The sequence below is a fragment of the Pseudophaeobacter sp. TrK17 genome (assembly GCF_042192375.1).
In the GTDB taxonomy this organism is placed as follows: domain Bacteria; phylum Pseudomonadota; class Alphaproteobacteria; order Rhodobacterales; family Rhodobacteraceae; genus Pseudophaeobacter.
In genome coordinates this window covers 15,625-37,122 of sequence record NZ_CP071700.1, presented here as the reverse complement: position 1 = coordinate 37,122, position 21,498 = coordinate 15,625, and the positions used below count along the sequence as shown (strand labels likewise).

The 21,498-nt window shown below is 60.3% G+C and carries 23 protein-coding genes; 13 read left to right on the top strand and 10 right to left on the bottom strand.

Going from position 1 to position 21,498, the window contains the following annotated elements:
- Nucleotides 1-74: 74 nt before the first annotated feature.
- The 7 genes from JZI28_RS00185 to JZI28_RS00155 all read right to left on the bottom strand — a co-directional run bounded on the left by JZI28_RS00185 (nt 75) and on the right by JZI28_RS00155 (nt 8,933).
- Nucleotides 75-1,397: a M16 family metallopeptidase gene (locus JZI28_RS00185; protein WP_375700133.1), complete on the bottom strand. Its 1,323-nt coding sequence runs from the start codon at nt 1,395-1,397 to the stop codon at nt 75-77.
- Nucleotides 1,397-2,761 carry a M16 family metallopeptidase gene (locus JZI28_RS00180; protein ID WP_375698835.1) on the bottom strand — a complete coding sequence of 455 codons (1,365 nt, stop codon included), beginning with the start codon at nt 2,759-2,761 and terminating at the stop codon, nt 1,397-1,399. The genes JZI28_RS00185 and JZI28_RS00180 overlap by 1 nt, the downstream gene beginning before the upstream one ends.
- 349 nt (nt 2,762-3,110) lie before the next feature.
- Complete coding sequence (locus JZI28_RS00175; RefSeq protein ID WP_297340691.1) at nt 3,111-3,629, bottom strand: DUF3035 domain-containing protein; 519 nt, start codon at nt 3,627-3,629, stop codon at nt 3,111-3,113.
- A 55-nt stretch (nt 3,630-3,684) separates the two neighbouring features.
- Complete coding sequence (gene lspA / locus JZI28_RS00170) at nt 3,685-4,170, bottom strand: signal peptidase II (protein ID WP_375698834.1); 486 nt, start codon at nt 4,168-4,170, stop codon at nt 3,685-3,687.
- Nucleotides 4,171-4,188: 18 nt separating this feature from the next.
- A complete protein-coding gene (gene purH / locus JZI28_RS00165) occupies nt 4,189-5,778 on the bottom strand; it encodes a bifunctional phosphoribosylaminoimidazolecarboxamide formyltransferase/IMP cyclohydrolase (RefSeq protein WP_295450316.1) in 1,590 nt (529 codons plus the stop codon).
- Nucleotides 5,779-5,809: 31 nt separating this feature from the next.
- The gene (locus JZI28_RS00160) at nt 5,810-7,564 is read right to left on the bottom strand and encodes a heparinase II/III family protein (RefSeq protein ID WP_349387118.1); all 1,755 of its coding nucleotides are present in this window, start codon (nt 7,562-7,564) and stop codon (nt 5,810-5,812) included.
- Nucleotides 7,565-7,670: 106 nt separating this feature from the next.
- Nucleotides 7,671-8,933 carry an RsmB/NOP family class I SAM-dependent RNA methyltransferase gene (locus JZI28_RS00155; protein WP_375698833.1) on the bottom strand — a complete coding sequence of 421 codons (1,263 nt, stop codon included), beginning with the start codon at nt 8,931-8,933 and terminating at the stop codon, nt 7,671-7,673.
- A gap of 115 nt (nt 8,934-9,048) precedes the next feature.
- On the opposite strand from JZI28_RS00155, the gene JZI28_RS00150 reads away from it, so the two are divergent.
- Both JZI28_RS00150 and JZI28_RS00145 read left to right on the top strand, forming a co-directional pair.
- Nucleotides 9,049-9,261, top strand: a complete 213-nt coding sequence (locus JZI28_RS00150; protein ID WP_295450322.1) for a DUF1674 domain-containing protein — start codon at nt 9,049-9,051, stop codon at nt 9,259-9,261.
- 28 nt (nt 9,262-9,289) lie between these two features.
- Nucleotides 9,290-9,622 (top strand): putative quinol monooxygenase, encoded by a 333-nt coding sequence (locus JZI28_RS00145; protein ID WP_375698832.1) that lies wholly within the window; start codon nt 9,290-9,292, stop codon nt 9,620-9,622.
- 110 nt (nt 9,623-9,732) lie between these two features.
- On the opposite strand, the gene dapB is transcribed toward JZI28_RS00145, so the two are convergent.
- Nucleotides 9,733-10,542 (bottom strand): 4-hydroxy-tetrahydrodipicolinate reductase, encoded by an 810-nt coding sequence (gene dapB, locus JZI28_RS00140; RefSeq protein ID WP_375698831.1) that lies wholly within the window; start codon nt 10,540-10,542, stop codon nt 9,733-9,735.
- A gap of 111 nt (nt 10,543-10,653) precedes the next feature.
- Between dapB and rbfA the strand changes: the two genes are divergently transcribed.
- The 8 genes from rbfA (at nt 10,654) to JZI28_RS00100 (ending at nt 15,958) form a co-directional block, all read left to right on the top strand.
- Nucleotides 10,654-11,049 (top strand): 30S ribosome-binding factor RbfA, encoded by a 396-nt coding sequence (rbfA, locus tag JZI28_RS00135; protein ID WP_295450330.1) that lies wholly within the window; start codon nt 10,654-10,656, stop codon nt 11,047-11,049.
- Nucleotides 11,050-11,093: 44 nt separating this feature from the next.
- The gene (locus JZI28_RS00130) at nt 11,094-11,813 is read left to right on the top strand and encodes a phosphodiester glycosidase family protein (protein WP_375698830.1); all 720 of its coding nucleotides are present in this window, start codon (nt 11,094-11,096) and stop codon (nt 11,811-11,813) included.
- A gap of 104 nt (nt 11,814-11,917) precedes the next feature.
- Nucleotides 11,918-12,832, top strand: a complete 915-nt coding sequence (gene truB / locus JZI28_RS00125; RefSeq protein ID WP_348152799.1) for a tRNA pseudouridine(55) synthase TruB — start codon at nt 11,918-11,920, stop codon at nt 12,830-12,832.
- Between the two features lie 71 nt (nt 12,833-12,903).
- Complete coding sequence (locus JZI28_RS00120) at nt 12,904-13,410, top strand: DUF1643 domain-containing protein (protein ID WP_375698829.1); 507 nt, start codon at nt 12,904-12,906, stop codon at nt 13,408-13,410.
- A gap of 176 nt (nt 13,411-13,586) precedes the next feature.
- Entirely contained in the window at nt 13,587-14,675 is a 1,089-nt protein-coding gene (locus JZI28_RS00115) for a calcium-binding protein (protein WP_375698828.1), read from the top strand.
- 227 nt (nt 14,676-14,902) lie between these two features.
- Nucleotides 14,903-15,172 (top strand): 30S ribosomal protein S15, encoded by a 270-nt coding sequence (gene rpsO, locus JZI28_RS00110; RefSeq protein WP_009810119.1) that lies wholly within the window; start codon nt 14,903-14,905, stop codon nt 15,170-15,172.
- A 145-nt stretch (nt 15,173-15,317) separates the two neighbouring features.
- A complete protein-coding gene (locus JZI28_RS00105) occupies nt 15,318-15,623 on the top strand; it encodes a DUF6525 family protein (protein WP_375698827.1) in 306 nt (101 codons plus the stop codon).
- 167 nt (nt 15,624-15,790) lie between these two features.
- Complete coding sequence (locus JZI28_RS00100) at nt 15,791-15,958, top strand: hypothetical protein (protein WP_375698826.1); 168 nt, start codon at nt 15,791-15,793, stop codon at nt 15,956-15,958.
- 31 nt (nt 15,959-15,989) lie between these two features.
- Here JZI28_RS00100 and JZI28_RS00095 read toward each other — a convergent pair whose 3' ends face one another.
- The gene (locus JZI28_RS00095) at nt 15,990-17,345 is read right to left on the bottom strand and encodes a pyridoxal phosphate-dependent decarboxylase family protein (RefSeq protein WP_375698825.1); all 1,356 of its coding nucleotides are present in this window, start codon (nt 17,343-17,345) and stop codon (nt 15,990-15,992) included.
- A gap of 58 nt (nt 17,346-17,403) precedes the next feature.
- Between JZI28_RS00095 and JZI28_RS00090 the strand changes: the two genes are divergently transcribed.
- Nucleotides 17,404-17,730 (top strand): helix-turn-helix transcriptional regulator, encoded by a 327-nt coding sequence (locus JZI28_RS00090; RefSeq protein ID WP_295450356.1) that lies wholly within the window; start codon nt 17,404-17,406, stop codon nt 17,728-17,730.
- On the opposite strand, the gene JZI28_RS00085 is transcribed toward JZI28_RS00090, so the two are convergent.
- The gene (locus JZI28_RS00085) at nt 17,727-18,155 is read right to left on the bottom strand and encodes a PACE efflux transporter (RefSeq protein ID WP_375698824.1); all 429 of its coding nucleotides are present in this window, start codon (nt 18,153-18,155) and stop codon (nt 17,727-17,729) included. The two genes, JZI28_RS00090 and JZI28_RS00085, sit on opposite strands and share 4 nt — an antisense overlap.
- A gap of 307 nt (nt 18,156-18,462) precedes the next feature.
- Between JZI28_RS00085 and pnp the strand changes: the two genes are divergently transcribed.
- Nucleotides 18,463-20,595, top strand: coding sequence for a polyribonucleotide nucleotidyltransferase (gene pnp, locus JZI28_RS00080; RefSeq protein WP_295450361.1), 2,133 nt, complete (start codon nt 18,463-18,465; stop codon nt 20,593-20,595).
- 163 nt (nt 20,596-20,758) lie between these two features.
- Nucleotides 20,759-21,472: a glycosyltransferase family 25 protein gene (locus JZI28_RS00075; protein WP_375698823.1), complete on the top strand. Its 714-nt coding sequence runs from the start codon at nt 20,759-20,761 to the stop codon at nt 21,470-21,472.
- Nucleotides 21,473-21,498 lie beyond the last annotated feature (26 nt).

The window sequence follows — 21,498 nt, the reverse complement described above, 5'->3', positions numbered from 1 at the left end:
GCCGGGGAAATCCCCGGCCCTGAACGCTATGCTGTGTCGCCTTTTGTTGGCCCTACGCCTGAGCGCTTGACCCGTCAGGGGCTGGCGATCAGCCCCTCAGGTCGGCCAACCACAACAAAATGTAGCGCCTCGGGCAGCAGAATTTCACTGGCCACCTGATTGATCTCCTCCAGGGTGACCGCGTTAACCTTATCATTGCGGGTCTGGACATAGTCGATGGGCAGGTCATCTATTTGCATCCCCACCAGGATTGAGGCAATCCGGCCATTGCCGTCAAAGCGCAGTGGATAGGCCCCGGTGAGATAGGTCTTGGCGTCTGTCAGCTCTTTTTCAGTGACGCCATCGCTGGCAAGCCGCTGCCATTCGCCCTGAATTACCTCCACCGCTTCGGCCATTTTGCCATTCGCAGAGCCCAGCTGCCCCATATAGACAGAGGCCAGATCCTGCGGCACCAGATAAGAATAGACCCCATAGGTCAGGCCCCGCTTTTCGCGCACCTCTGTCATCAGGCGACTGTCAAATGAGCCACCGCCGAGGATCTGATTCATGATATAGGCGGCAAAGAACCGGGGATCATCCCGGGTGATCCCCATATGACCAAACAGCGCCACCGATTGCGGCGTGTCGTAATCAACAATGCTGATGCCGCCAGAAATCGTCACCTCGGCCGGGCCGGGCAATGGCGCGCCCGTAGGCGCCATGTCCCCCAAAAGCCGGTCCAACAGCGCGCCCAGCTCTTCTGGCGTGATATCACCGACAGCACTGACATAAAGCCTGTCGCGGGCAAAAACGGCCTCATGGGCGGCAAAGATATCCTGACGGGTCAGCGCGGAAACACTGTCTATGGTGCCCTTGCCAGAGCTGCCATAGGGGTGATCGCCATAAGCCATTTCGGCAAAGGCCCGGCTGGCGATCTTGTTGGGGTCTTTCAGATCCGACCGCAGCCCAGCCAGCACCTGCGCCCGCACCCGGTCAAGCGCATCCTGATCAAAGCGTGGCTCTTGCAGGGTTTGGCGCAGCAAACCCACAGCCGCATCGCGGTTTTCACTGAGAAACCGCGCCGAGACCGACAGGCTGTCCCGGTCCGCGTCATAGCCAAAGCTGGCCGCCAGATTTTCAACCGCACGGGCATAGGCCTGCGCCCGCATCTCGCCAGAGCCCTCTTCGAGCAATCCGGCCATCATATAGGTGGCGCCGCGTTTGCCCGGCGCATCCAGCGAAGTGCCGCCGCGAAAGCGCAGCTCAAGCGCAGTAAAGGGGATCGAGTGGTCCTCGACCAGCCAGGCGGTAATCCCGCCGGGAGAGGTCACTTCGTTGATTTTAATCTCGGCCTGCGCGGGCAGGACCAACAGGGAAACCCAGGCAAAAACTGCCGTCGTCAAAGCTGTAAGACGCATCATTCGCCCTCCTCCTGCCGCATCATCCAGCCCGTCACCGAGGCTTCGGGGCGGAGCAAGTTTTGCGCTGCGGCAATGATTTCATCCGAGGTGACAGACTGCAGTATCTGCGGCCAGTCCTGTACATCCTGCACCGTCAAGCCCGAGGTCAGCGCCCGGCCATAGCGATTTGCAATCCCGTCCACATTATCGCGGGCATAAATCTCCGACGCCCGCAGCTGCAGCTTGATCCGCTCCAGCTGTTCGGCATCGACGCCCTCGGCCAGGAAGGCACTCACGGTGGCATCCAGCGCCGCTTCGGCCTGGTCCAGGCTGACGCCCTCGGCAGGTACAATCAGAAAGTCAAAACTGGTCTTGTCCAATGACACACCCGAATAAAACGCCCCGGTATAGACCGCGACCTGCTGGTCAAATTGCAGCGCATTGGACAGGTAGGAGGTGGACCCACCCCCCAACAGCTCTGCCAGCAGATAAAGCGCTGCCGCCTCTTCCTGGGCTCCGGCGTTGCGCTCGGTTGCCAGATAGGAGCGCTGAACATAGGGCTGGGCCACGCGGGGATCGCGAAAGATCAGCCGCCGCTCGGCGTTTTGCGGCGGCTCTTTGCTGCGCGCCCGCACCTTTGGCAGATCAGGGTTGGCTGGAAGTGCGCCATAATAGGTCTCGGCCAGGGATTTGACCTCTGCGGGGTCAACGTCCCCTGAAACCACCAGAATGGCGTTATTGGGCGCATAGAATGTACCGTAAAAGGACAGGGCATCGTCGATGTCCAGGGCTTCCATCTCGTGGCGCCAGCCAATCACCGGCTGACCGTAACGATGGTTGAGATACTGCGCCGCGTTCAGCTGCTCGCCAAATAGTGCACGGGGACTGTTATCGGTGCGCTGGTTGCGCTCTTCCAGAATGACTTCCCGCTCAGTGACAATCTCTTCTTCGGAAAGACGCAGATTGACCATTCGGTCACTCTCCATCCGCATCATCAGCTCTAGCCGATCTGAGGCAACGCGCTGGTAATAGGCGGTGTAATCATAGCTGGTAAAGGCATTGTCGCGGCCACCATTGGCCGCCACGGTCGCCGAGAGCTCACCAGGGGCAAGGGTATCGGTGCCCTTGAACAGAAGATGTTCCAGAAAGTGCGCCACCCCGGATTGACCAATGGGTTCATCCGCGGAGCCGGCGCGATACCAGACCATATGCTGCACCACCGGCACCCGGTGGTCCTCGACGACGACAACTTCCATGCCATTGTCCAAAGCAAAACTGGTCACCATATCATCCGGTCCCGCAGCGCCATCCTGCGTATCGGCCAGAGCCGCCGTCAGGCTGAAGCTTAGCACGGTGGCCGCCAAAGCAATCCTTGGGAACATTCGGCACTCTCCTCATTGTTGACCTTGCGGCCCTTGGGCCAGGCCCCATATTTGGGGCAGCCCTGTACTCTATTCAACCTACGCCCCTGACATCTGGGTGCAAGCGACACTCTCGCAAAGGTGAATACTGGCAGAGCCTCTTGCCCCAGCCCATTTCCAGCCCAATTTCCGTCGTCATGACGGTAGCAAGACCGGGTGAAACATAGATGAAACACCGGGAAATGAAGCAGCGGAAACAGCAGCACCAGACAGATCCGCCAACGCATACGGGGCCGCGCAAGCAGCCCCAGTAAGCCAGGTGACGCGATCCAGGCAAATCACCCTCGATCCAGCAGAGGAAACGGGGCTGTTACTCGTTGCTGGGCGGTGCCGAAGGCGTTGCAACCCCAGCCCGGCGGAAGGCTTCATTGACCGCAAAGGGATCAAGCGTTTGTTTGGAATAGATCTGTTCGTAGCGATCAACAGGCGCAATCTTGATCCGCCCACCGCGACGTCTGCGTTTGAGGAAAGCTGCGTCCTCGCTGGCCAGCACCTGGCGCACATCCGCGGACACACCATAACGGCTGGAGGCGGTGACCAGACCAGAATCGCTGGCAGGGATCGCGTTGCCGGGCAGCAGGGCAGCAGGTTTGCCTCCCAAGGCAACAACAGCCTCGGCCTGCGGGTTCACATCACTGCGGTTTTGCCCACCCGGAGTTGGGGTTGGCAGGGCAGTATAGTCCTCAGGGGCGCTCAAAGGTTTGGGCGGCAAGACAAGGAACTCATCCGGTCCGGTGCCGGTACTGCGGATATCCCGCAGCTCTTTTCGGCCGCAGCCAGATACAGCCACAGCACAAATCAGACCGATAATCGCCAGAGGAATTCGCATTTCCCCAATACTCCCGACAGTTTCAACGCGGTTTTAGCCTATTTCCCAATGGAGGTCACGCAGGCTTTTTTATGCGCCCCTCAAACAGGATCAAACCCGCTGCTCCGGCAAAGATGAACACATCCGCCAGATTAAAGACATAGGGATTGTTCAGCCCACAACAGGACATGTTGAGAAAGTCGAGAACGTAGCCATAAAGCAGACGATCGGCGACATTGCCAAGCGCACCGCCAATGACCAGCCCCGCCGAGACCTGCATCAGGGCGCCCTTGTCGCGCCCGCGCCCGATCCAAAGCACCAGCGCCAGGCAAATCGCCAGCGACAGAGCAATCAAAATCCAACGGGCACTCTCGGCGCCATCGCCAAACAAACCAAAATTGATACCAGTGTTTTCGCCATAGCGAAAATTCAGCAGCGGCGGCAGCACATCAATGCTGAGACGCCGTGACAGGCCCATCCAGTGGATGACCAGGTATTTGCTGGCCTGATCCAACAGAAAGGCCCAGAAGGCGCCCCAAAATATCATACGTGCTGCTGCCATGTTTTGCTCGTGTCTGGTTTAGTGACGGAAGTGGCGCATGCCGGTAAAGACCATGGCGATGCCCTGGGCATTGGCCGCCGCGATCACCTCATCGTCGCGCATCGAGCCACCGGGCTGGATCACGCAGGTCGCGCCTGCAGCCGCCGCTTCCAGCAGGCCATCCGCAAAGGGGAAGAAGGCGTCTGAAGCCACCGCCGATCCTTTGGCGAGGCTTTCGTCCAAGCCCAGCTCATCCGCCATGCGCTGCGCCTTGGAAGCGGCCACATTGGCACTGTCCAGGCGGCTCATCTGGCCGGCGCCGACGCCAACGGTGGCATTGCCTTTGACATAGACGATGGCGTTGGATTTGACGTGTTTGGCAACCTTCCAGGCAAAGAGCAGATCCTGCATCTGTTCCTCGGTCGGTGCTTTTTCGGTGACAACCTTCAGATCATCCAGCCCGACATAGCCCACGTCCTTGTCCTGCACCAGAACACCGCCGCCAACCTGTTTGTAGGCGGTTTGGGCCGCGCGGGTGTCTGGCAGACCATCTGTCAGCAGCAGGCGCAGGTTTTTCTTGGCGGCAAAGATCGCCTTGGCTTCATCCGAGGCACCGGGGGCAATCACCACCTCGGTGAAGATCTCGACGATCTTGGTGGCGGTTTCTGCGTCCAACGGCTGGTTCAACGCCACAATGCCACCAAAGGCCGAGGTGCGGTCGCAATCAAAGGCCTTTTGGTAGGCCTCTGTCAGCGTGGCGCCCTTGGCCACACCGCAGGGGTTGGCGTGTTTGATGATGGCCACGGCGGCGGTTTCAGCCGGGTCGAACTCGGCTACCAGCTCATAGGCGGCGTCGGTGTCGTTGATATTGTTGTAAGACAGTTCCTTGCCCTGCAACTGCTGCGCGGTGGCAACGCCGGGGCGGTCGGTGCCATCGGTGTAAAAGGCCGCTTTCTGGTGGCTGTTCTCACCATAGCGCAGGGTCTGTTTCAGCTCACCGGCAAAGGCACGGCGACGGGGCGCTTCCAGCTCCAGCGCGCCAGCCAGCCAGGTCGACACAGCCGCATCATAGGCCGCGGTGCGGGCATAGGCGATTTGCGCCAGCTTACGGCGGTATGCGGGGTCGGTGGCCCCGTTGTTCTGGTCCATGTCAGCCAGGACCGCGTCATAGTCGGCCACATCCACCACCACGGTCACATCGCCATGGTTTTTTGCAGCGGCGCGAATCATCGCCGGGCCGCCGATGTCGATGTTTTCGATGCAGGTGTCATAATCGGCACCTTTGGCCACGGTTTCCTCAAACGGGTAGAGGTTCACCACCAACAGGTCGATGGGACCAATGCCGTGCTCGTCCATGGCTTTGACGTGATCGGCATTGTCGCGCAGCGCCAGCAGCCCGCCATGCACCATCGGGTGCAGAGTTTTCACCCGGCCATCCATCATTTCAGGAAAGCCGGTGATATCAGCCACATCTTTGACCGTGAGGCCCGCCTCGCGCAGGGTCTTGGCAGACCCACCGGTGGACAAAAGCTCAACGCCGCGGGCGCTCAGCGCCTTGCCCAGGTCGATGAGACCGGTCTTGTCGGATACGGAAAGCAGGGCGCGGCGGATGGGGGTCTGGTCGGTCATGGCAGGGCGGTCCTTTACAGGCTCATTAGGCTCAGTCAAAAATTTCGGGCTCATCCCGATTCAGGTCGCGCACGGCAATCGCAGTCTCCTGCGCCTTGCTGAGCGTCCACCGGACGCGTGTCGCATACTCGATTGCGCGACCAGATAAAACGATCTGCTTTGACGCACGAGGCTTTAATCGCGTTTTTTCCAGATAAACACTGGGTTCCAGCTTCAAATCGCAGCTGCCGTCGTGGCGAAACACCCAAATCTCGCCGCTCTTCAGCGCCATCGACACCGCCGAGCCTCCCAGATCCAGCGCAGAATCCACCTCTGGGTGGAGATGCAAGCGCAGCTCAAACCCGACGCCCTTGGTCCCCGAGTGATCAAGCACCTTGGAAAAGACCCGTTTGGCCGGGTCTTCGATGGCCACCAGCAGATCTTCGCCAGACAGGCTGCGGCCATCATCCGACAGCACCAATGTGCGGGCATGGGTCAGGCCAAAGCCTCGCAGATAGCCGTCATGCCCGCCCTGAAAGCGATGACCTTCGGCCTGCTCATCCAAAGCGACCTGCACCTCGCCGGGGCCTTCCACCAGCAGTTCCTGGCCAGTGGTGCGATCCGGAGCCGCCAGCCGGGCGCTGGAATGCCCTGCCAGACACAGGGTTGAATGCGACGGCGTTGCCCGTCCGGCGCGACGCCATTCCAGACCAAAGGTCTCTCCCGAGCCGCAGTTGACAATCAAAGGCCGCCGCCCCGAAGTCAGTTCAAACGCCAGTGTCGATGCATGGCCATTGCTGGAGGCCGCACCCTGTGGGGGCACTGCAGCATCAATCACCACAGAGGTTCTGCGCGCCGCCAGACGGGCATACCCCATGGCCAGCCCGTCACGGTGATCCCCCGTCACGTGGCTGGCCGCCAGGGCATGATCCAGCCAGCCTTCCAAGCCACGCCCGCCACCATGAAACCGCGCCAGCCCGCCATCCGCATGACGCAGCGTGCGCAGTGCCGGGGCAATCCGCTCGATCGCCGCTGTCTGTGCCGCAGGCACCGTGCGACCGGCCTCATGCAGGGCGGCGGCGGCCCAGGTCAACAGGGTAAAGACTTCCAGCAGCTCTTCGGGATTGCGCGTCGGCACGCCGCCCTCGGCATCTATCTGGCGCTCGCATTCCGCCGCCAGGGCCCGGATCGCCGGATCCGCCAGCTCTTCGCGGCCCTGCAGCGCCAAACCGGCATAGATCAGACCTGTCAGGGCCTCAAACCGGGGCAATCCCGGCGAAGCTCCCTGCCAGCGCTGGGACAGAAACCAAGTCTGCTGTGACAGGGACTGATAGAACACTTCGGTCTCGGCGCGGTCTTTGCTGCTGAGCAGGAACAGAGCATGGTTGATCCAGCGGATCACCCGGCGGCCGGTCAGATCCGGCGACCAGGCCAAAGCCGCCCCCCGCCCATTGCCAGCGCCATGGGTTTCGATCCAGCCCCAGACCCATTTCTGCGCCTTGACCCGGGCCTTGATATCGCCAACCGCCGCCAGATCATCGAGCCAGCCAAAGCCCTGACGTTCCGCCTCAAAGGCCGCATCCGGTGCGTTGACGTCCCACAGGCCGGTGGTTTCTGATTCGACCAGATAGCCGGCAAACAGCAGATTGCCCGCCACCAACTGACGGCCACGGGCAAAACTGCCAATGGTGCGAGGTTCGGGCTGCGAGACAAACCCGGTGGCTGCTGGCTGCTTGCGGGCGCGCCAGGCGTATAGCCTATTCATCATGCGAGTCCCGCGACCCGCTACTCTGTCGTATCTGGACATGCTCTCTGCCTCACGCCTGTGTGCCTGTGATTGGCCGACGTTTTGGCAAAAGGATAGCCGCCTTGGCGCATCAAGTCACCGATGAAAGCGACCTCACGGTGCAGCCCTAGGCAGATTTGCGCAAAAGCGCCATGTAAAACCCGTCTATCCCGCCCTGCTGGGGCCAATAGTCTGGCCGCAGACGCAAGCCACCTTCTTCGGTGATCCAGGCCGGATCAATCCCCAGCGGCGGCAGCACATCGCGGTCTACGGTCATATCCGGGAACATCTCCAGCGCCTCCTCAACTTGGCACTCGCCCTCATCCGGCAGCAACGAACAGGTGCAAAACACCATGCGCCCACCGGGTTTGACCAGGCTCCAGGCATGGGCCAGCATCTGCGCCTGCAGCTCGATCAGCGCACCAAAGGCGCTGCCGTCTTTGGCATGGGGCAGGTCCGGGTGGCGCCGAATAGTGCCGGTTGCCGAACAAGGCGCATCCAGCAACACCGCATCAAACTGCCCGTTCTGCTCCAACGCATCCCCCACAACCAGATCAGCTGTCAGCCCGGTCCGGGTGAGGTTTTCCTGCAACCGTTCCATCCGACTGGCCGAGGTATCCACGGCCGTCACGCTGGCACCACTGGCCGCCACTTGCATGGTCTTGCCCCCAGGAGCAGCACAGAGATCCAGCACCCGCTCGCCCGCTTTGGCCTGCAACATCTGGGCGGGCAAGGCGGCGGCTGCATCCTGCACCCACCAATCACCCGCACCATATCCGGCCAGGGCCGAAACCTGACCGGCCTCTTGCAACCGGAGTGATCCTGTCGCCAGGGCAGTCCCGCCCAACGGCGTCAGATCCGCGCCCGGCTTGCCGGTGATATCCAGGGGCGCCCCGGCATAGTGCGCCGCCTCGATCTCCAGCATCGCCTCAGCCCCCCAGGCCTCCGCCAGGGGCTTGCGCAGCCATTTGGGCAGGCGCGGCACCCGCAGCTTTGCCCATTCCGCCGGGCCTTGCTCCGCCACTTTGCGCAAAACCGCGTTGACCAGGCCTTTCAGCTGTCCATGGCGGCGATGCTTAGAGACAATTGCCACCATATCGTTCACCACGCCATGCGCCGCCGCCCCGTGGCACAGCTCAACCGCGCCCAGACGCAGCGCATTCTGTACGGTCAGCGGTGTCGATTTCTTCAGGTGTTTTTGCAGCACCCGATCGGCGCGTTCCAGGCTGCGCAGGGTTTGCAGGGTCAACCGCTGGGTCCGGGCGCGATCCTCAGGCGTCAGACGCTCCAAGGCGCCCGCCGCATAACACTCCGCCAGAAGGCGCCCTTCACCCAGAACCTGATCCAAAAGATAGATCACCGTACGGCGGGCCTGAGTTCCATCGGACATTGCTGCTCTCCTTGGCATAGACGCGCGCCCCGCTTGCCACAGCGCCGACGCCAGAGGTGGCTTGTCCCCACCAAAAAGGGGCGTATATCATGGCCACAGCATAAAGGAACCCGCCATGAGCGCCGAAACCCCGCCCGCCAAACAGGCTGAACCAACCATTGATCCCGATCTGCCCGCCGCCGCCCAGCGCGCCCTGGCAGAAGCCGCCGAACGGCGCAAAGCCGCAGAGGCCAAAGCCAAACCACCGGTAGAGTTGGGCGGGCGCGACGGCCTGGACCCGGCCCGCTACGGCGACTGGGAGAAAAAAGGCATCGCCATCGACTTTTGAGGCCCTGTTTTTGCAAGGATCACCGCTGATGATTCTGGAAATCCGCCGCTACACCCTGCACCCAGGCCAGCGCGAGACCTTTATTAAGGTCTTTGAAGAGATGAACCGCGCCGCCCTGCGCGAGGCCGGCATGTTGGTCTTTGGCCCACTGCGCGACCTCGACGATCCAGACAAAGTCCATTGGATGCGCGCCTTTCAAAGCCTTGAACACCGCGATGCAATCAAACAGGCCTTCTACGACGGTCCGGTCTGGGCGCAAGACGTCGAACCCTTGGTGATGCCACTCATTGCCCATTATGAGGCCTCAGTGGTGGAAACCACCCAGGGTTTTGAGGGCTTTAACGAGACCGCCTCACTCTGATCCCGGCGACAAAGCCCATATCCAGATCAATAGAATAGGGCTTTCATCTTGCTAAAAATACCTCCGCCGGAGGCAGCGGCCTGCAAAGGCCGCCCCTGCAACCTGGCCTGTCAAAGCCCCAGAACATCCAGCATGTCATATTCGCCCGGTGCCTTATCCTGGCCCCACAACGCGGCTTTCAAAGCGCCACGGGCAAAAATCGCCCGGTCAGTGGCCATGTGGCGCAACACGATGCGCTCCCCAGCGGCGGCAAACAGCACGTCATGCTCCCCGACGATGTCACCACCCCGGATAGCGCTAAACCCGATATCGCCGCGCTTGCGCGCGCCCGTAATGCCATCACGCCCAGAGTCCGAGACATCCGCCAGGGTCACACCGCGACCCTCGGCGGCGGCCTCGCCCAGCATCAGCGCGGTGCCCGAGGGCGCGTCGACCTTGTGATGGTGATGGGCCTCGATCACCTCAATATCAAAATCCTCATCCAGGGCTGCGGCGACCTTTTTGGTCAGCTGTACCAAAAGATTGACCCCCAGGCTCATATTACCAGCCCGCACCAGAACCGCATGGCGTGCTGCGGGTTCCAGCTGGGCGATCTGCGCCTCGGACATGCCGGTGGTGCCAATCACATGCACCGCCCTTGCCTGCGCCGCCAGTTTGGAGAAGGCAAGCGTCGCCTCCGGTGAGGTGAAATCAATCACCGCTTGGGCCTTTGAAAAGGCCTCCAGCGGATCATCGGTGACCACGACACCAATGGCGCTGCCCCCCATGGCAAGCCCCAGATCCTGACCGACCCAGGCATGGCCCACGCGTTCCACGGCCCCAACCAGCCGTGCCTTGTCGCTGTCCAGAACCGTCTTGATCAACATCTGCCCCATACGGCCAGAAGCCCCTGTAATCACGATGCCTGGTGTTTCGGTCATTGCTGTGGTCCTCGCCCTTGGATGGATGGGATGTTAAAAAACTCTGCTGGTTTTCTCCTACCCGCTTGGCGATGACTTGGCAAAGGGGTGGTTTCGGCTTAGATCCAAGATATGGCAAAGAACAAATCTCCCGAGGGGCGCGCCCCCTCCCAACGGCAGCTGCGCGTCGGCGAGCTGATCCGCCGGACCCTGTCCGAAGTCCTGTCCCGTGGCGAGCTGCACGATCCCGAGCTGAATCGCATGTCGATCACCGTTGGCGAGGTCCGGGTGACCCCGGATCTGCGTATCGCCACTGCCTATGTGCTGCCTCTGGGCGGCAAGGGGCAGGAGGATCTGCTCAAGCTGCTGGCCCGCAACAAATGGGAGTTGCGCACCCTTGCGGGCAAGAAACTGGGGATGAAATACACCCCCGATCTGCGGTTCCAGCTGGATCTTACCTATGATCAGATGGATGCCACCCGGCGGATGCTGGAACAAGACGCGGTGCGCCGCGATCTTGAGGATTGATCCTTAGGGCTCTCATACTGCTGGCGGCCCTCTGGGTCTTGCCAGTGGTCGGGCCTATCGTTGGGCCGGCAAACGCCGGCGACAGCAGCGCGGTCAGCTGCAGCGATCTCAGCTACGAAGGCAATCGCTATACGATCTGCGACGTTGATGCGACCCGGGCCCAGCTGAAGCTGTTCCTGCGCGACGACAAAGACCAGGTATTTGGCCATTTCTCCAACATCGCAAAGGCGCTGGAATCGGAAGGCAAAGAGCTGATCTTTGCCACCAATGCCGGGATGTATCACGCCAATCGCGCCCCTGTTGGCCTGTATATCGAAGACGGAAAGCAAGAAATGCGGCTGATCCCCAATGCCGGCCCTGGCAACTTTGGCCTGCTGCCCAATGGGGTGTTCTGCCTGCGCCAGGGCCGCGCCGATGTCTTTGAAACCCTGGCTTTTCGCGATGCCGGCATCAGCTGCAACTCAGCCACCCAATCGGGTCCAATGCTGGTGATCAACGGCGAGCTGCACCCGCGGTTTCTGCCCAATTCGACCTCTGCCTACATCCGCAACGGCGTTGGCACCTCAGCCGATGGCAGCCGCGTGGTTTTTGCAATCTCACGCAATGCGGTGACCTTTCACCAGTTTGGCAGCCTGTTTCGCGACCACCTGCAGCTGCCCAGCGCGCTTTATTTTGATGGCAATATCTCGCGGCTGCATGCACCGCAGATCGGACGCAGTGATGCGGGTTTCATGATGGGGCCCATTGTGGGCGTGGTTGAGTAAACCACCAGCGCCCAGGGGAGGCCTGCCCAGTGAGCGACAGCAGAATTGACAGGGCTACTTCCTTGGGATAGGCCGCGCGCCTCACTAGAATTTAGGGAACAGGCATGGCACGCAAACGCAAAGGCCGCGATATTTCGGGTTGGCTGGTGGTGGATAAACCCGCCGGGCTGACTTCCACCGCCGTGGTGAACAAGGTGCGCTGGGCGCTGGAGGCCAAGAAGGCCGGCCATGCAGGCACTCTGGATCCCGAAGCCACCGGCGTGCTGGCTATTGCCCTCGGGGAAGCCACCAAGACCGTTCCCTATATTACCGATGCGCTAAAGGCCTATAGCTTTACCGTGCGGCTAGGTCAGGCCACCAATACCGATGACGCCGAGGGCGAAGTCATTGCCTCCAGCGAGGCGCGGCCCAGTGACGATGAAATCAAAGAGGCCCTGTCGCAGTTCATTGGCGATATCCAGCAAATCCCGCCCAAGTTTTCTGCCGTCAAAATCGACGGTCAGCGCGCCTATAAACTGGCCCGCGACGGGGATGAGGATTTTGAAATCGCCGCACGGCCCCTGTGGGTCGAAGAGCTGGTGCTGGTGGACCGCCCCGACGCCGATCACGTTGTGCTGGAAATGACCTGTGGCAAAGGCGGCTATGTGCGCTCCATCGCCCGTGATCTGGGCGCCGCGCTGGGCTGCCATGGCCATGTAAAAGTGCTGCGCCGCATCTGGTCCGGCCCCTTTGAGGCCGCCGATGGGCTGACTCTGGACGAGGTATTGCGCATGGAGCGCACCCCCGAGCTGGACACCCATCTGCGCCCCTTGGAAGAGGGACTGGCCGAGTTGCCCGAGCTGAAATGCACCCCCGAAGGCGCCACCCGTCTGCGCAATGGCAACCCCGGCATGGTGCTGGCCTCAGACCTGGAATACGGCGATGAAGCCTGGGCCTCGCTGGATGGCAAGGCCGTCGCCGTGGGCATCTACAAGGCGGGCGAGCTGCATCCCTCCAGGGTGTTCGTACAGCCCGACTGAAGCCGCCCCGGGCAAGCCCGCTCTTAACGGCTGGGCTTGCCTCGTGACGACGGGACTGGCAGGACAGCGCCATGATCACTCGCAGCCATACCAAGGGCGACGCGCCCTCTACCGCCGTCTATTCCGATTGCGAGACCTTTCGCTACAGCCTCACCCGTGTCTGGGACCCGGCGGGGCAGCGGGTGATGTTTGTCATGCTGAACCCCTCCAAGGCGACCGAAGTGCAGAACGACCCCACCATCGAGCGCTGCGAACGGCGCGCCCGCGCCCTGGGCTTTGGTGGGTTTCAGGCCACCAATATCTTTGCCATTCGCGCCACTGATCCAAAGGTGATGCGCAGCGCCGCTGATCCGGAAGGCCCCGACAACAGGGCGGCGATCCTTAAAGGGCTGGACTGGGCCGATATGGTGATCTGCGCCTGGGGCACCCACGGCGTCCACCGCGGCCAGGGCGCCGAGATCGAGACCCTGCTGCGTGCCGATGGCAGACCGTTGCACCACCTGGGTCTCAGCAAGCACGGACACCCCAAACATCCGCTCTATATTACCTACAGCCAGCGCCCCCTGCGCTGGGATTAATGCATTTTTAACGGTGGCTCTATCGCCGGTATTTCGCCAAGCCATTGAAGTCTGGCGATAAGTGTCGTTAACCGATGTTCTCTATTTGTTTGGATACAATTAGGGAAAATATGGCAGACTGATCACAAATAGACGGTCTGGTTGCGCTCTGCCCTGGCCGGTTTTGGAGAGATGCCATGTTGTGGATTGCAGGCCTGTTGGGCCTCATGGGAATCGGTGGTGCCGCCCTGCTGGATTTTGGCGACGACGGGCCAACGGATGACACCGACGAGGCGCAAACCACTGGCGGCGGCTCTGACCCCAATTCTCCCGACGATGTCCCAACCATCCCTGCTGATGAATTTCTGGATGGCGAAACCAGCGGCACCGACGAGGGCCTTGAGATCTGCGATTTTATCGACACCGAAAGTGACGACAGCGACGGTGATACAGACGTGCGGCCGATTTTTGATGGCGACCGGCTCACCGGGTCGGAGCTGACGGATATCCTGGGTGGCAGTGACTTCGATGACGAGATCTTTGGAGAAGACGGCGATGACCAGGTTAACGGCTATGGCGGCAATGATTCCATTGACGGCGGCGCCGACGACGACAGGCTGCACGGCGGGACGGGCGACGACACGTTGATGGGCGGCAGCGGCGCTGACCTGCTGCACGGCGAATACGGTGATGACAGCCTGGCAGGCGGCGCAGGCAGCGACAGCCTGTTTGGCCATTTTGGTGCCGATACGCTGATGGGCGGCGACGGTGATGATCAGGGCCATGGCGGCCAAGGGGATGATTCGCTTAACGGTGAGGACGGCAACGACGCCCTTCACGGCAATGACGGCAACGACAGTCTGCAAGGCGGCGCTGGTCAGGACAGCCTGTTCGGTGGCGTGGGAAACGATTTTGTCTGGGGCGCCGATGATGGCACCGACGTGGATTACCTCAATGGCGGCGCTGGCGACGATACACTCGTTGCCGGAGCAGGCGATATCGTCACTGCCGGCGACGGTGCCGATGAGATCTGGGCCGAAGATCTGGCTGGCAGCGGCGAAGCTGTCCAGCTGATGGATTTTGACAGCGCTGAGGATCAGCTGGTGGTGTTCTGGAACCCGGACAGTGAGCCCGAGCCCGAGATTTCGATTGAGCCAGACAGTGACGACCCCGACCAGCAGATCATTCGCGTCAACGGGACCGAGGTTTTGCGCCTCACCGGGGCCGAAGGGCTGAGCGTTGGGGATATTGCTTTGGTGGATGCCCAGCTTGGCCTCACAGTCTAGGCTGGTTGGTCCGCATACCAGATAGGTAACGCCAGATGATCTAGCCCGAAAAAGGCAGGCGTTTTGACTGCAATTGCAGTTCTTCTTTGCCTTTTCTTGCAGTTCCGCCTATACGCCCGCATCTGCCTCGGCTTCCCAAGGGATTCGCGGCGGTTTCTACTCCATGGGCCTGCGCTGGACGACATCCCGGCCTGTGCCATCACTCTAACCTTTTAAAGGAGACCCCGATGTCGATCACAGCTGAAGAAAAAGCACGCCTGATGAAAGAATTCGCAACCAAAGAAGGCGACACCGGTTCGCCCGAAGTCCAGGTTGCTATCCTTACCTCGCGTATCAACACCCTGACCGAGCACTTCAAAACCCACAAGAAAGACAACCACGGTCGTCGTGGCCTTTTGAAAATGGTTGCTCTGCGTCGGAAGCTGCTGGACTACACCAAAGGCAAAGATGTGGCCCGTTACCAGGACCTGATCAAACGCCTTGGCATCCGCCGCTAAGAATACCAATCCTTCTGGATTATCAACGCCCGCTCAAATTTGAGCGGGCGTTTTTTTGTCTTTTGTCTCCCCCGGGTCAGGCGCGCTTGCATCGAGTGGGTCCGAGCGGTAAGAGGTTTTGATACGTTATAACATTTGTGTACTCATGCAGCCTCACCCTCTCCGCCATATGGCCAAACGTAACCTGGGCGAAACGCGGGTAAAACGCCGCCGACGCCGCGAAGATCCGATGCAGGTCTACGATCAATTGCCGCGCGACCTGCGCCTGTGGATGCAGAGCGCCAAATTGCCCTGGTCACCAGCCTCCTGCCGCAGGGTCTGGCTCAAAACCAAAGCCAGGGGTGACAGTCTGGAACAGGCCCTCGCGAGTCTCGACCGGGCCGAGGCCGCAACGCTGGCCCGCAGCGAAAAGCCTCGGCAGGGGCAGGCTTTGCCAGACAGGCGATCATAGCGCTGGCGGCGGCAGCACGGTGCAGAACATCTCCCAATGTGCCGCCGACCCCTACACTTTTGGATATACCCTGCCCCTATCGCTCCCCAAAACCACCCCCTGCATATCTTAGCCGGGGCAAAGAAATCAGGTACTCAGGTCGTACAACAACTACGAGGAGACGTACCTTGACCTTTTCACTGAGCCTGCACAGATCCATCCAAAAAGGCGATTTCAAGCCTTTGATCCTGAAACGCACCAGAGCAAAAACCAGCCCGGCCCAGCCCTTGGGACCTGTCTATGGCCCCGCCACGCGCAAGGTGCGACTGCCAAAGTTCAAACAGACCGCGGTATAAGGATCGCCCCGCCCTCCTCTGCGCTATTCAGTCAGCCCGCGCCATTTGCGCCGATCCTGACCAGCAGAGAGATAAGCTGATCCACATGGCTGTCCTGGGTGCGGAAAGAAGAGAGGCTGATGCGAAAAGCCGGGCGGTCCTGCCAGATGGTTCCCCCAAACCAAGAAGTGCCGCTTTGCTGTACTTTCTGCAAAATGGCCTCGGTCGCAGCGTCATCCCCACCGCGCACCAAGACCTGATTGAGCACCACCCGGTTCAACACCTCAAACCCTGCAGCCTCCAGGGCAGCCCCAATGCGACGGGCCTGATTGTGATGGCCCGTAACCAGATCTGCGACACCCGCCTTGCCCAGTGTGCGCAGAGCTGCCCAGATCGGAATACCCCGCGGCCGGCGGGAAAACTCCAGCGTCAGGTTTTTCTGCGCATCTGCCGAGGCGGTGGAATAGGCCGCATCGCTGTTCATCACCCGGGCCAGCGCCTGGGGATCACGGCAAATGGCCATCGCGCCGTCATAAGGCGTGTTGAGCCATTTATGGCCATCGGTTGTCCAGCTGTCGGCGTCCTCGATCCCTCTGGTCAAGTCGCGCAATCCCTGCGCAGCCCGGGCCCAAAGCCCAAAGGCCCCATCCACATGCACCCAGGCCCCTGCGGATTTGGCGCCAGGAATGATCGCGGCAAAATCATCAAACTCGCCGGTGTTAACCTCGCCGGCCTGTAACACCAACAGGGTTGTGGCATCCATGTCGGGCAACTGGTCCGGCAGGATCCGCCCCTGATCATCCACCGGCGCCTTGATCACTTGGTTCCAGCCAAAGCCCAGCACCTGCAGCGCCTTACGGACGGTGACATGGGTGTTGGCAGGCACCATAACCTTGACCTGCGGCGCCCCGTGCAGCCCGTCATTTACCACGTCCCACCCCTGCCGCGCCAACAGCGCGGCCCGGGCAGCGGCCAAACAGCTGAGCCCACAAGCAGTGGCAGAGGTGCCAAAGGCCACGGCGCTGCTGCGCGGCAAATCCAGAATATCCAACAGCCATTTGCTGGCCTGCTGTTCCAGGGCATAGGCCGCCGGGCTGCCGTCCTCGGCCGAGGCGCATTGATCCCAGGCTATCGCCAGACGTTCCGCCGCTGCTGCCACCGGCAGGCTGGCGCCAATGACAAAGCCAAAGTAGTTCGGCCCGTTGGAGGCCACCGTGGCCGGGGAGCCAAGATCATCCATCAAGGCAATGGTTTCCGCCGCCGGGCGCCCCTGGTCTGTCAGGGTCTCATCGAATCCCGCAAGCGCCGCAACATCCTGATCACGGGGGAAAACCCGACGTGCGTCTGCCCCCGCCACATAGTCGCGGCCGCGCCTGTCGGCTTCCTGTAGCAACTGATCTTCATTCATGGCAATCTCGTCCTATTCGAAGCAATATCGAAAATATTCTATATAGAAGATTTACTATATGAACAAGTCGCTTGTCACCCACCTTGCCGCGCTGCGTGCCCTGGCCAACCCACATCGGGTTCAGATCATGGAATGGCTGCTGGATCCCCAAAGCCATTTTCCGCCGCAGCGCGATGGCGACCTGGTGGAGGATGGCGTTTGTGTTGGCTTTATCACCGACAAAACCGGCCTCAGCCAACCGACAGTGACCAGCCATATGAAAAACCTGGAACAGGCCGGATTGGTGAGCTCGAAAAAGATCAAGAACTGGGTCTTTTACAAGGCAAACCAGGCAGCGCTGCAACACATCGCCAGCAGCTTCACCCAAGCGGGCCAAACGCTTTAGTCACGGATGGGCTGCCTCGGGACGGGAAAGATCACATCATAGGCCCAGTTAAAGCAAAAGGCGTAGACGAGGTAAAACCCGGAAAAACCCAGATCCATGATCAAGGCGGTCCATAGCCCAATCTGCAAATACCAAGCGGTAAAGGGCAGCAAAACTGCCAGCAACCCGGCCTCCAGCAACAGCGCGTGCAAAACCCGCATCAGCGGCGATTTGCGGCAATGGCCAAGCCACCGCAACATGGCGTGGTCAAAGCCCAAATTATAGATATAGGTCCAAACAGTTGCGAGGCTCGCTCCGGCCAGCACCACCACACCAATCGCATGTATCTCCATGCCAAAAACCCAGGATCCAAGCGGTGTCACCGCCAATAATCCTATTACCTCAAAGCTGATCGCGTGGCGAATTCTGTCTGCTGTACTGCGCATGAGATACCTGTTGTCCTGCCCCACGGGATGCCTGTGATCGGGGCCGTCCCCTGCGCTGTCCCACCACTGTGAGGGAGGTCGTCCTCTCATCCTGGTACTATATCGCCAGTGCGAAGGGCCACAAGAGACAGCAACCGGCTCTTTTGCTTTCTTTTCGGGCCAATCTCATGTATGGGCGGCCTATCTGAGACACGTGCTTGGCTTCGACACGCGAAATAAAGATGGAAGAAGCCGGCGGCAATGCGGCCGCTATATGCAACGGGAGACCCGGGATCCGCCTGGGAGTGCTCCCAATTAGGATGCTGACATGTTCAACGTTACGAAAAAATCTATGCAGTGGGGCGAAGAGACGCTGACACTGGAAACGGGCAAGGTTGCCCGTCAGGCCGATGGCTCTGTCATCGCCACACTGGGTGAAACCAGCGTTATGGCCAACGTGACTTTTGCCCGTAAGCAAAAGCCCGGTCAGGACTTCTTTCCCCTGACAGTCCACTACCAGGAAAAATACTATGCCGCGGGTAAAGTACCCGGCGGTTTCTTTAAGCGCGAAGCGCGCCCAACCGAAAAAGAAACACTGACTGCGCGCCTAATCGACCGTCCGATCCGCCCGCTGTTTGTTCCCGGCTTCAAAAACGAAGTTCTGGTCATGTGCACCGTGCTGAGCCACGACCTGGTCAATGACCCGGACATGGTTGCAATGATCGCGGCCTCCGCCGCGCTGACCCTGTCTGGTGCGCCCTTCATGGGTCCAATCGCAGCGGCCCGCGTTGGTTTTGAAGGCGGCGAATACGTCCTCAACCCAACCGTTGACGACATGCAGGACCTGCGCCTGAACCCTGAACAGCGCCTGGATCTGGTTGTTGCCGGCACCAAAGACGCGGTGATGATGGTTGAATCCGAAGCCTATGAGCTGTCGGAAGCCGAAATGCTGGGCGCGGTTAAATTCGCCCATGACGCCATCCAGCCGGTGATCGACCTGATCATCTCGCTGGCGGAAGACGCGGCAAAAGAGCCGTTTGACTTTGCAGCACCTGATTATGCAGATCTGTTTGAAGCGGTAAAAGCTGCCGGTGAAACCGAAATGCGCGCTGCCTTTGCAATCAGCGACAAGCAAGAGCGCACCAGTGCTGTTGCCGCTGCCCGCGAAACCATCAAGGCCGCTCTGAACGAAGAGCAGCTGGACGATGCCAACCTTGGCTCGGCGATGAAGAAGCTGGAAGCTGGCATTCTGCGTGGCGACGTTGTCAAAACCGGTAAGCGTATCGATGGCCGTGCCACCGACGAAATCCGCGACATCGTGTCTGAAACCGGCCTGCTGCCACGGACCCACGGCTCTGCCCTGTTCACCCGTGGTGAAACCCAGGGTCTGGTTGTGACCACTTTGGGCACCGGCGACGACGAGCAGTTCATCGACGCGCTGCACGGCAACTTCAAATCCAACTTCCTGCTGCACTATAACTTCCCTCCCTATTCGGTTGGTGAAGTTGGTCGTGTGGGCGGCCCCGGCCGTCGTGAAATTGGTCACGGTAAGCTGGCATGGCGTGCGCTTCAGGCGGTTCTGCCTGCGGCAACCGACTTCCCCTACACCATCCGCGTGGTCTCCGAGATCACCGAATCCAACGGTTCCTCCTCGATGGCCTCCGTTTGTGGTGGCTCCCTGTCGATGATGGATGCAGGCGTTCCGCTGAAAGCACCGGTTGCTGGTGTTGCCATGGGTCTGATCCTGGAAGACGACGGTTCTTATGCGATCCTGTCCGACATTCTGGGCGACGAAGATCATCTGGGCGACATGGACTTCAAAGTGGCCGGTACCGAAGCAGGGATCACCTCTTTGCAGATGGACATCAAGATCGCAGGCATCACGCCCGAGATCATGGAAAAAGCCCTGGAGCAGGCCAAAGCTGGCCGTATCCACATCCTGGGTGAGATGAACAAAGCGCTGTCCGGTGCTGCGGACTTCTCGATCCACGCGCCCCGCATCGAGACCATGCAGGTGCCCACCGACAAGATCCGTGAAGTGATCGGTTCCGGCGGTAAGGTCATCCGTGAGATCGTTGAAGTCTCCGGCGCCAAGGTCGACATCAATGACGAAGGCATCATCAAGATCGCATCGCCCAACGGCGACTCGATCAAGAAAGCCTACGACATGATCTATTCGATCGTGGCCGAGCCCGAAGAAGGCAAAATCTACACCGGTAAAGTTGTCAAAATTGTCGACTTTGGTGCCTTTGTGAACTTCTTTGGCAAGCGCGACGGCCTGGTGCACGTGTCCCAGATCGAAAACCGCCGCCTGAACCACCCTTCGGATGTTCTGAAGGAAGGTCAGGAAGTGAAAGTGAAGCTCTTGGGCTTTGACGATCGCGGCAAGGTGCGTCTGTCGATGAAAATGATCGATCAGGAAACCGGCGAAGAAATGGCTCCTGAGAAAAAAGAAGACTAATCCCGTCTTCTGACAATTAGGAAAGGCCCCGGAGCAGTGCTCCGGGGCCTTTTTGCTTACAGGGGCCTCCCCGCCACTCCCCGCCCCCCGGTGTGTCCACACGCAATCCCGCCTAGTGGCCAGAACGCTTTTCTAACGCGCCTTTCTGCGGTAGATGCAGCCCATGCATTCTCTGATCATTCATATGCCGGGCAGCGGCAAACGTGCCGCCAATGTGGAGCACCTGCTGTTTACGCTCCCCGATGCCGAAGTCATTGAGGCCGTGAACGGGCGCGCGGTGGCTGCGGAGGTCAGTGACATCCTGCACCCCGGTGATCTGCACAAGCCAGGCTACCCTTTCCGCCTCTCCCCCGGAGAAATCGGCTGCTTTCTGTCGCATCGGCGCTGTTGGCAGCGCATTGTCGATGCAGGGTGGGACTATGCCCTAATTGTCGAAGATGATCTGGCGCTTGACCACTCTCTTTGGGCTGATGTGCTGATGCTGATCACAGAACAGGCCAGTACCGATAGCTTTATCCGGCTGCCAGCCAAGCGCCGGGAGGTGCCTGTGGCGCAACACGCGCAGCAGGGGGAGAGCAAGCTATTCCTGCCCAGGGTCATCGGCCTGCAAACCGTTGCACAGATCGTGGGTCGCGCCGCTGCCAAGCGGTTGCTGGCGGCCACCGAACAGCTGGACCGCCCCGTCGATACCTTTTTGCAGATGCATTGGATTCACCAGCAGCAAATCCAGACCATCCTGCCCAATGGGGTCTCGGAACAGACAGAGGCCCTTGGCGGCTCCACCATTCAAAAACGCAAATCCGGCAGTAAGCTGGGCCGCGAATTCAAACGCAGCCTCTACCGGGCGCAGGTTTCGACCCGGCCGCAAAGAGACTGATCTTTAATACGGGCCTGTCAAACTGA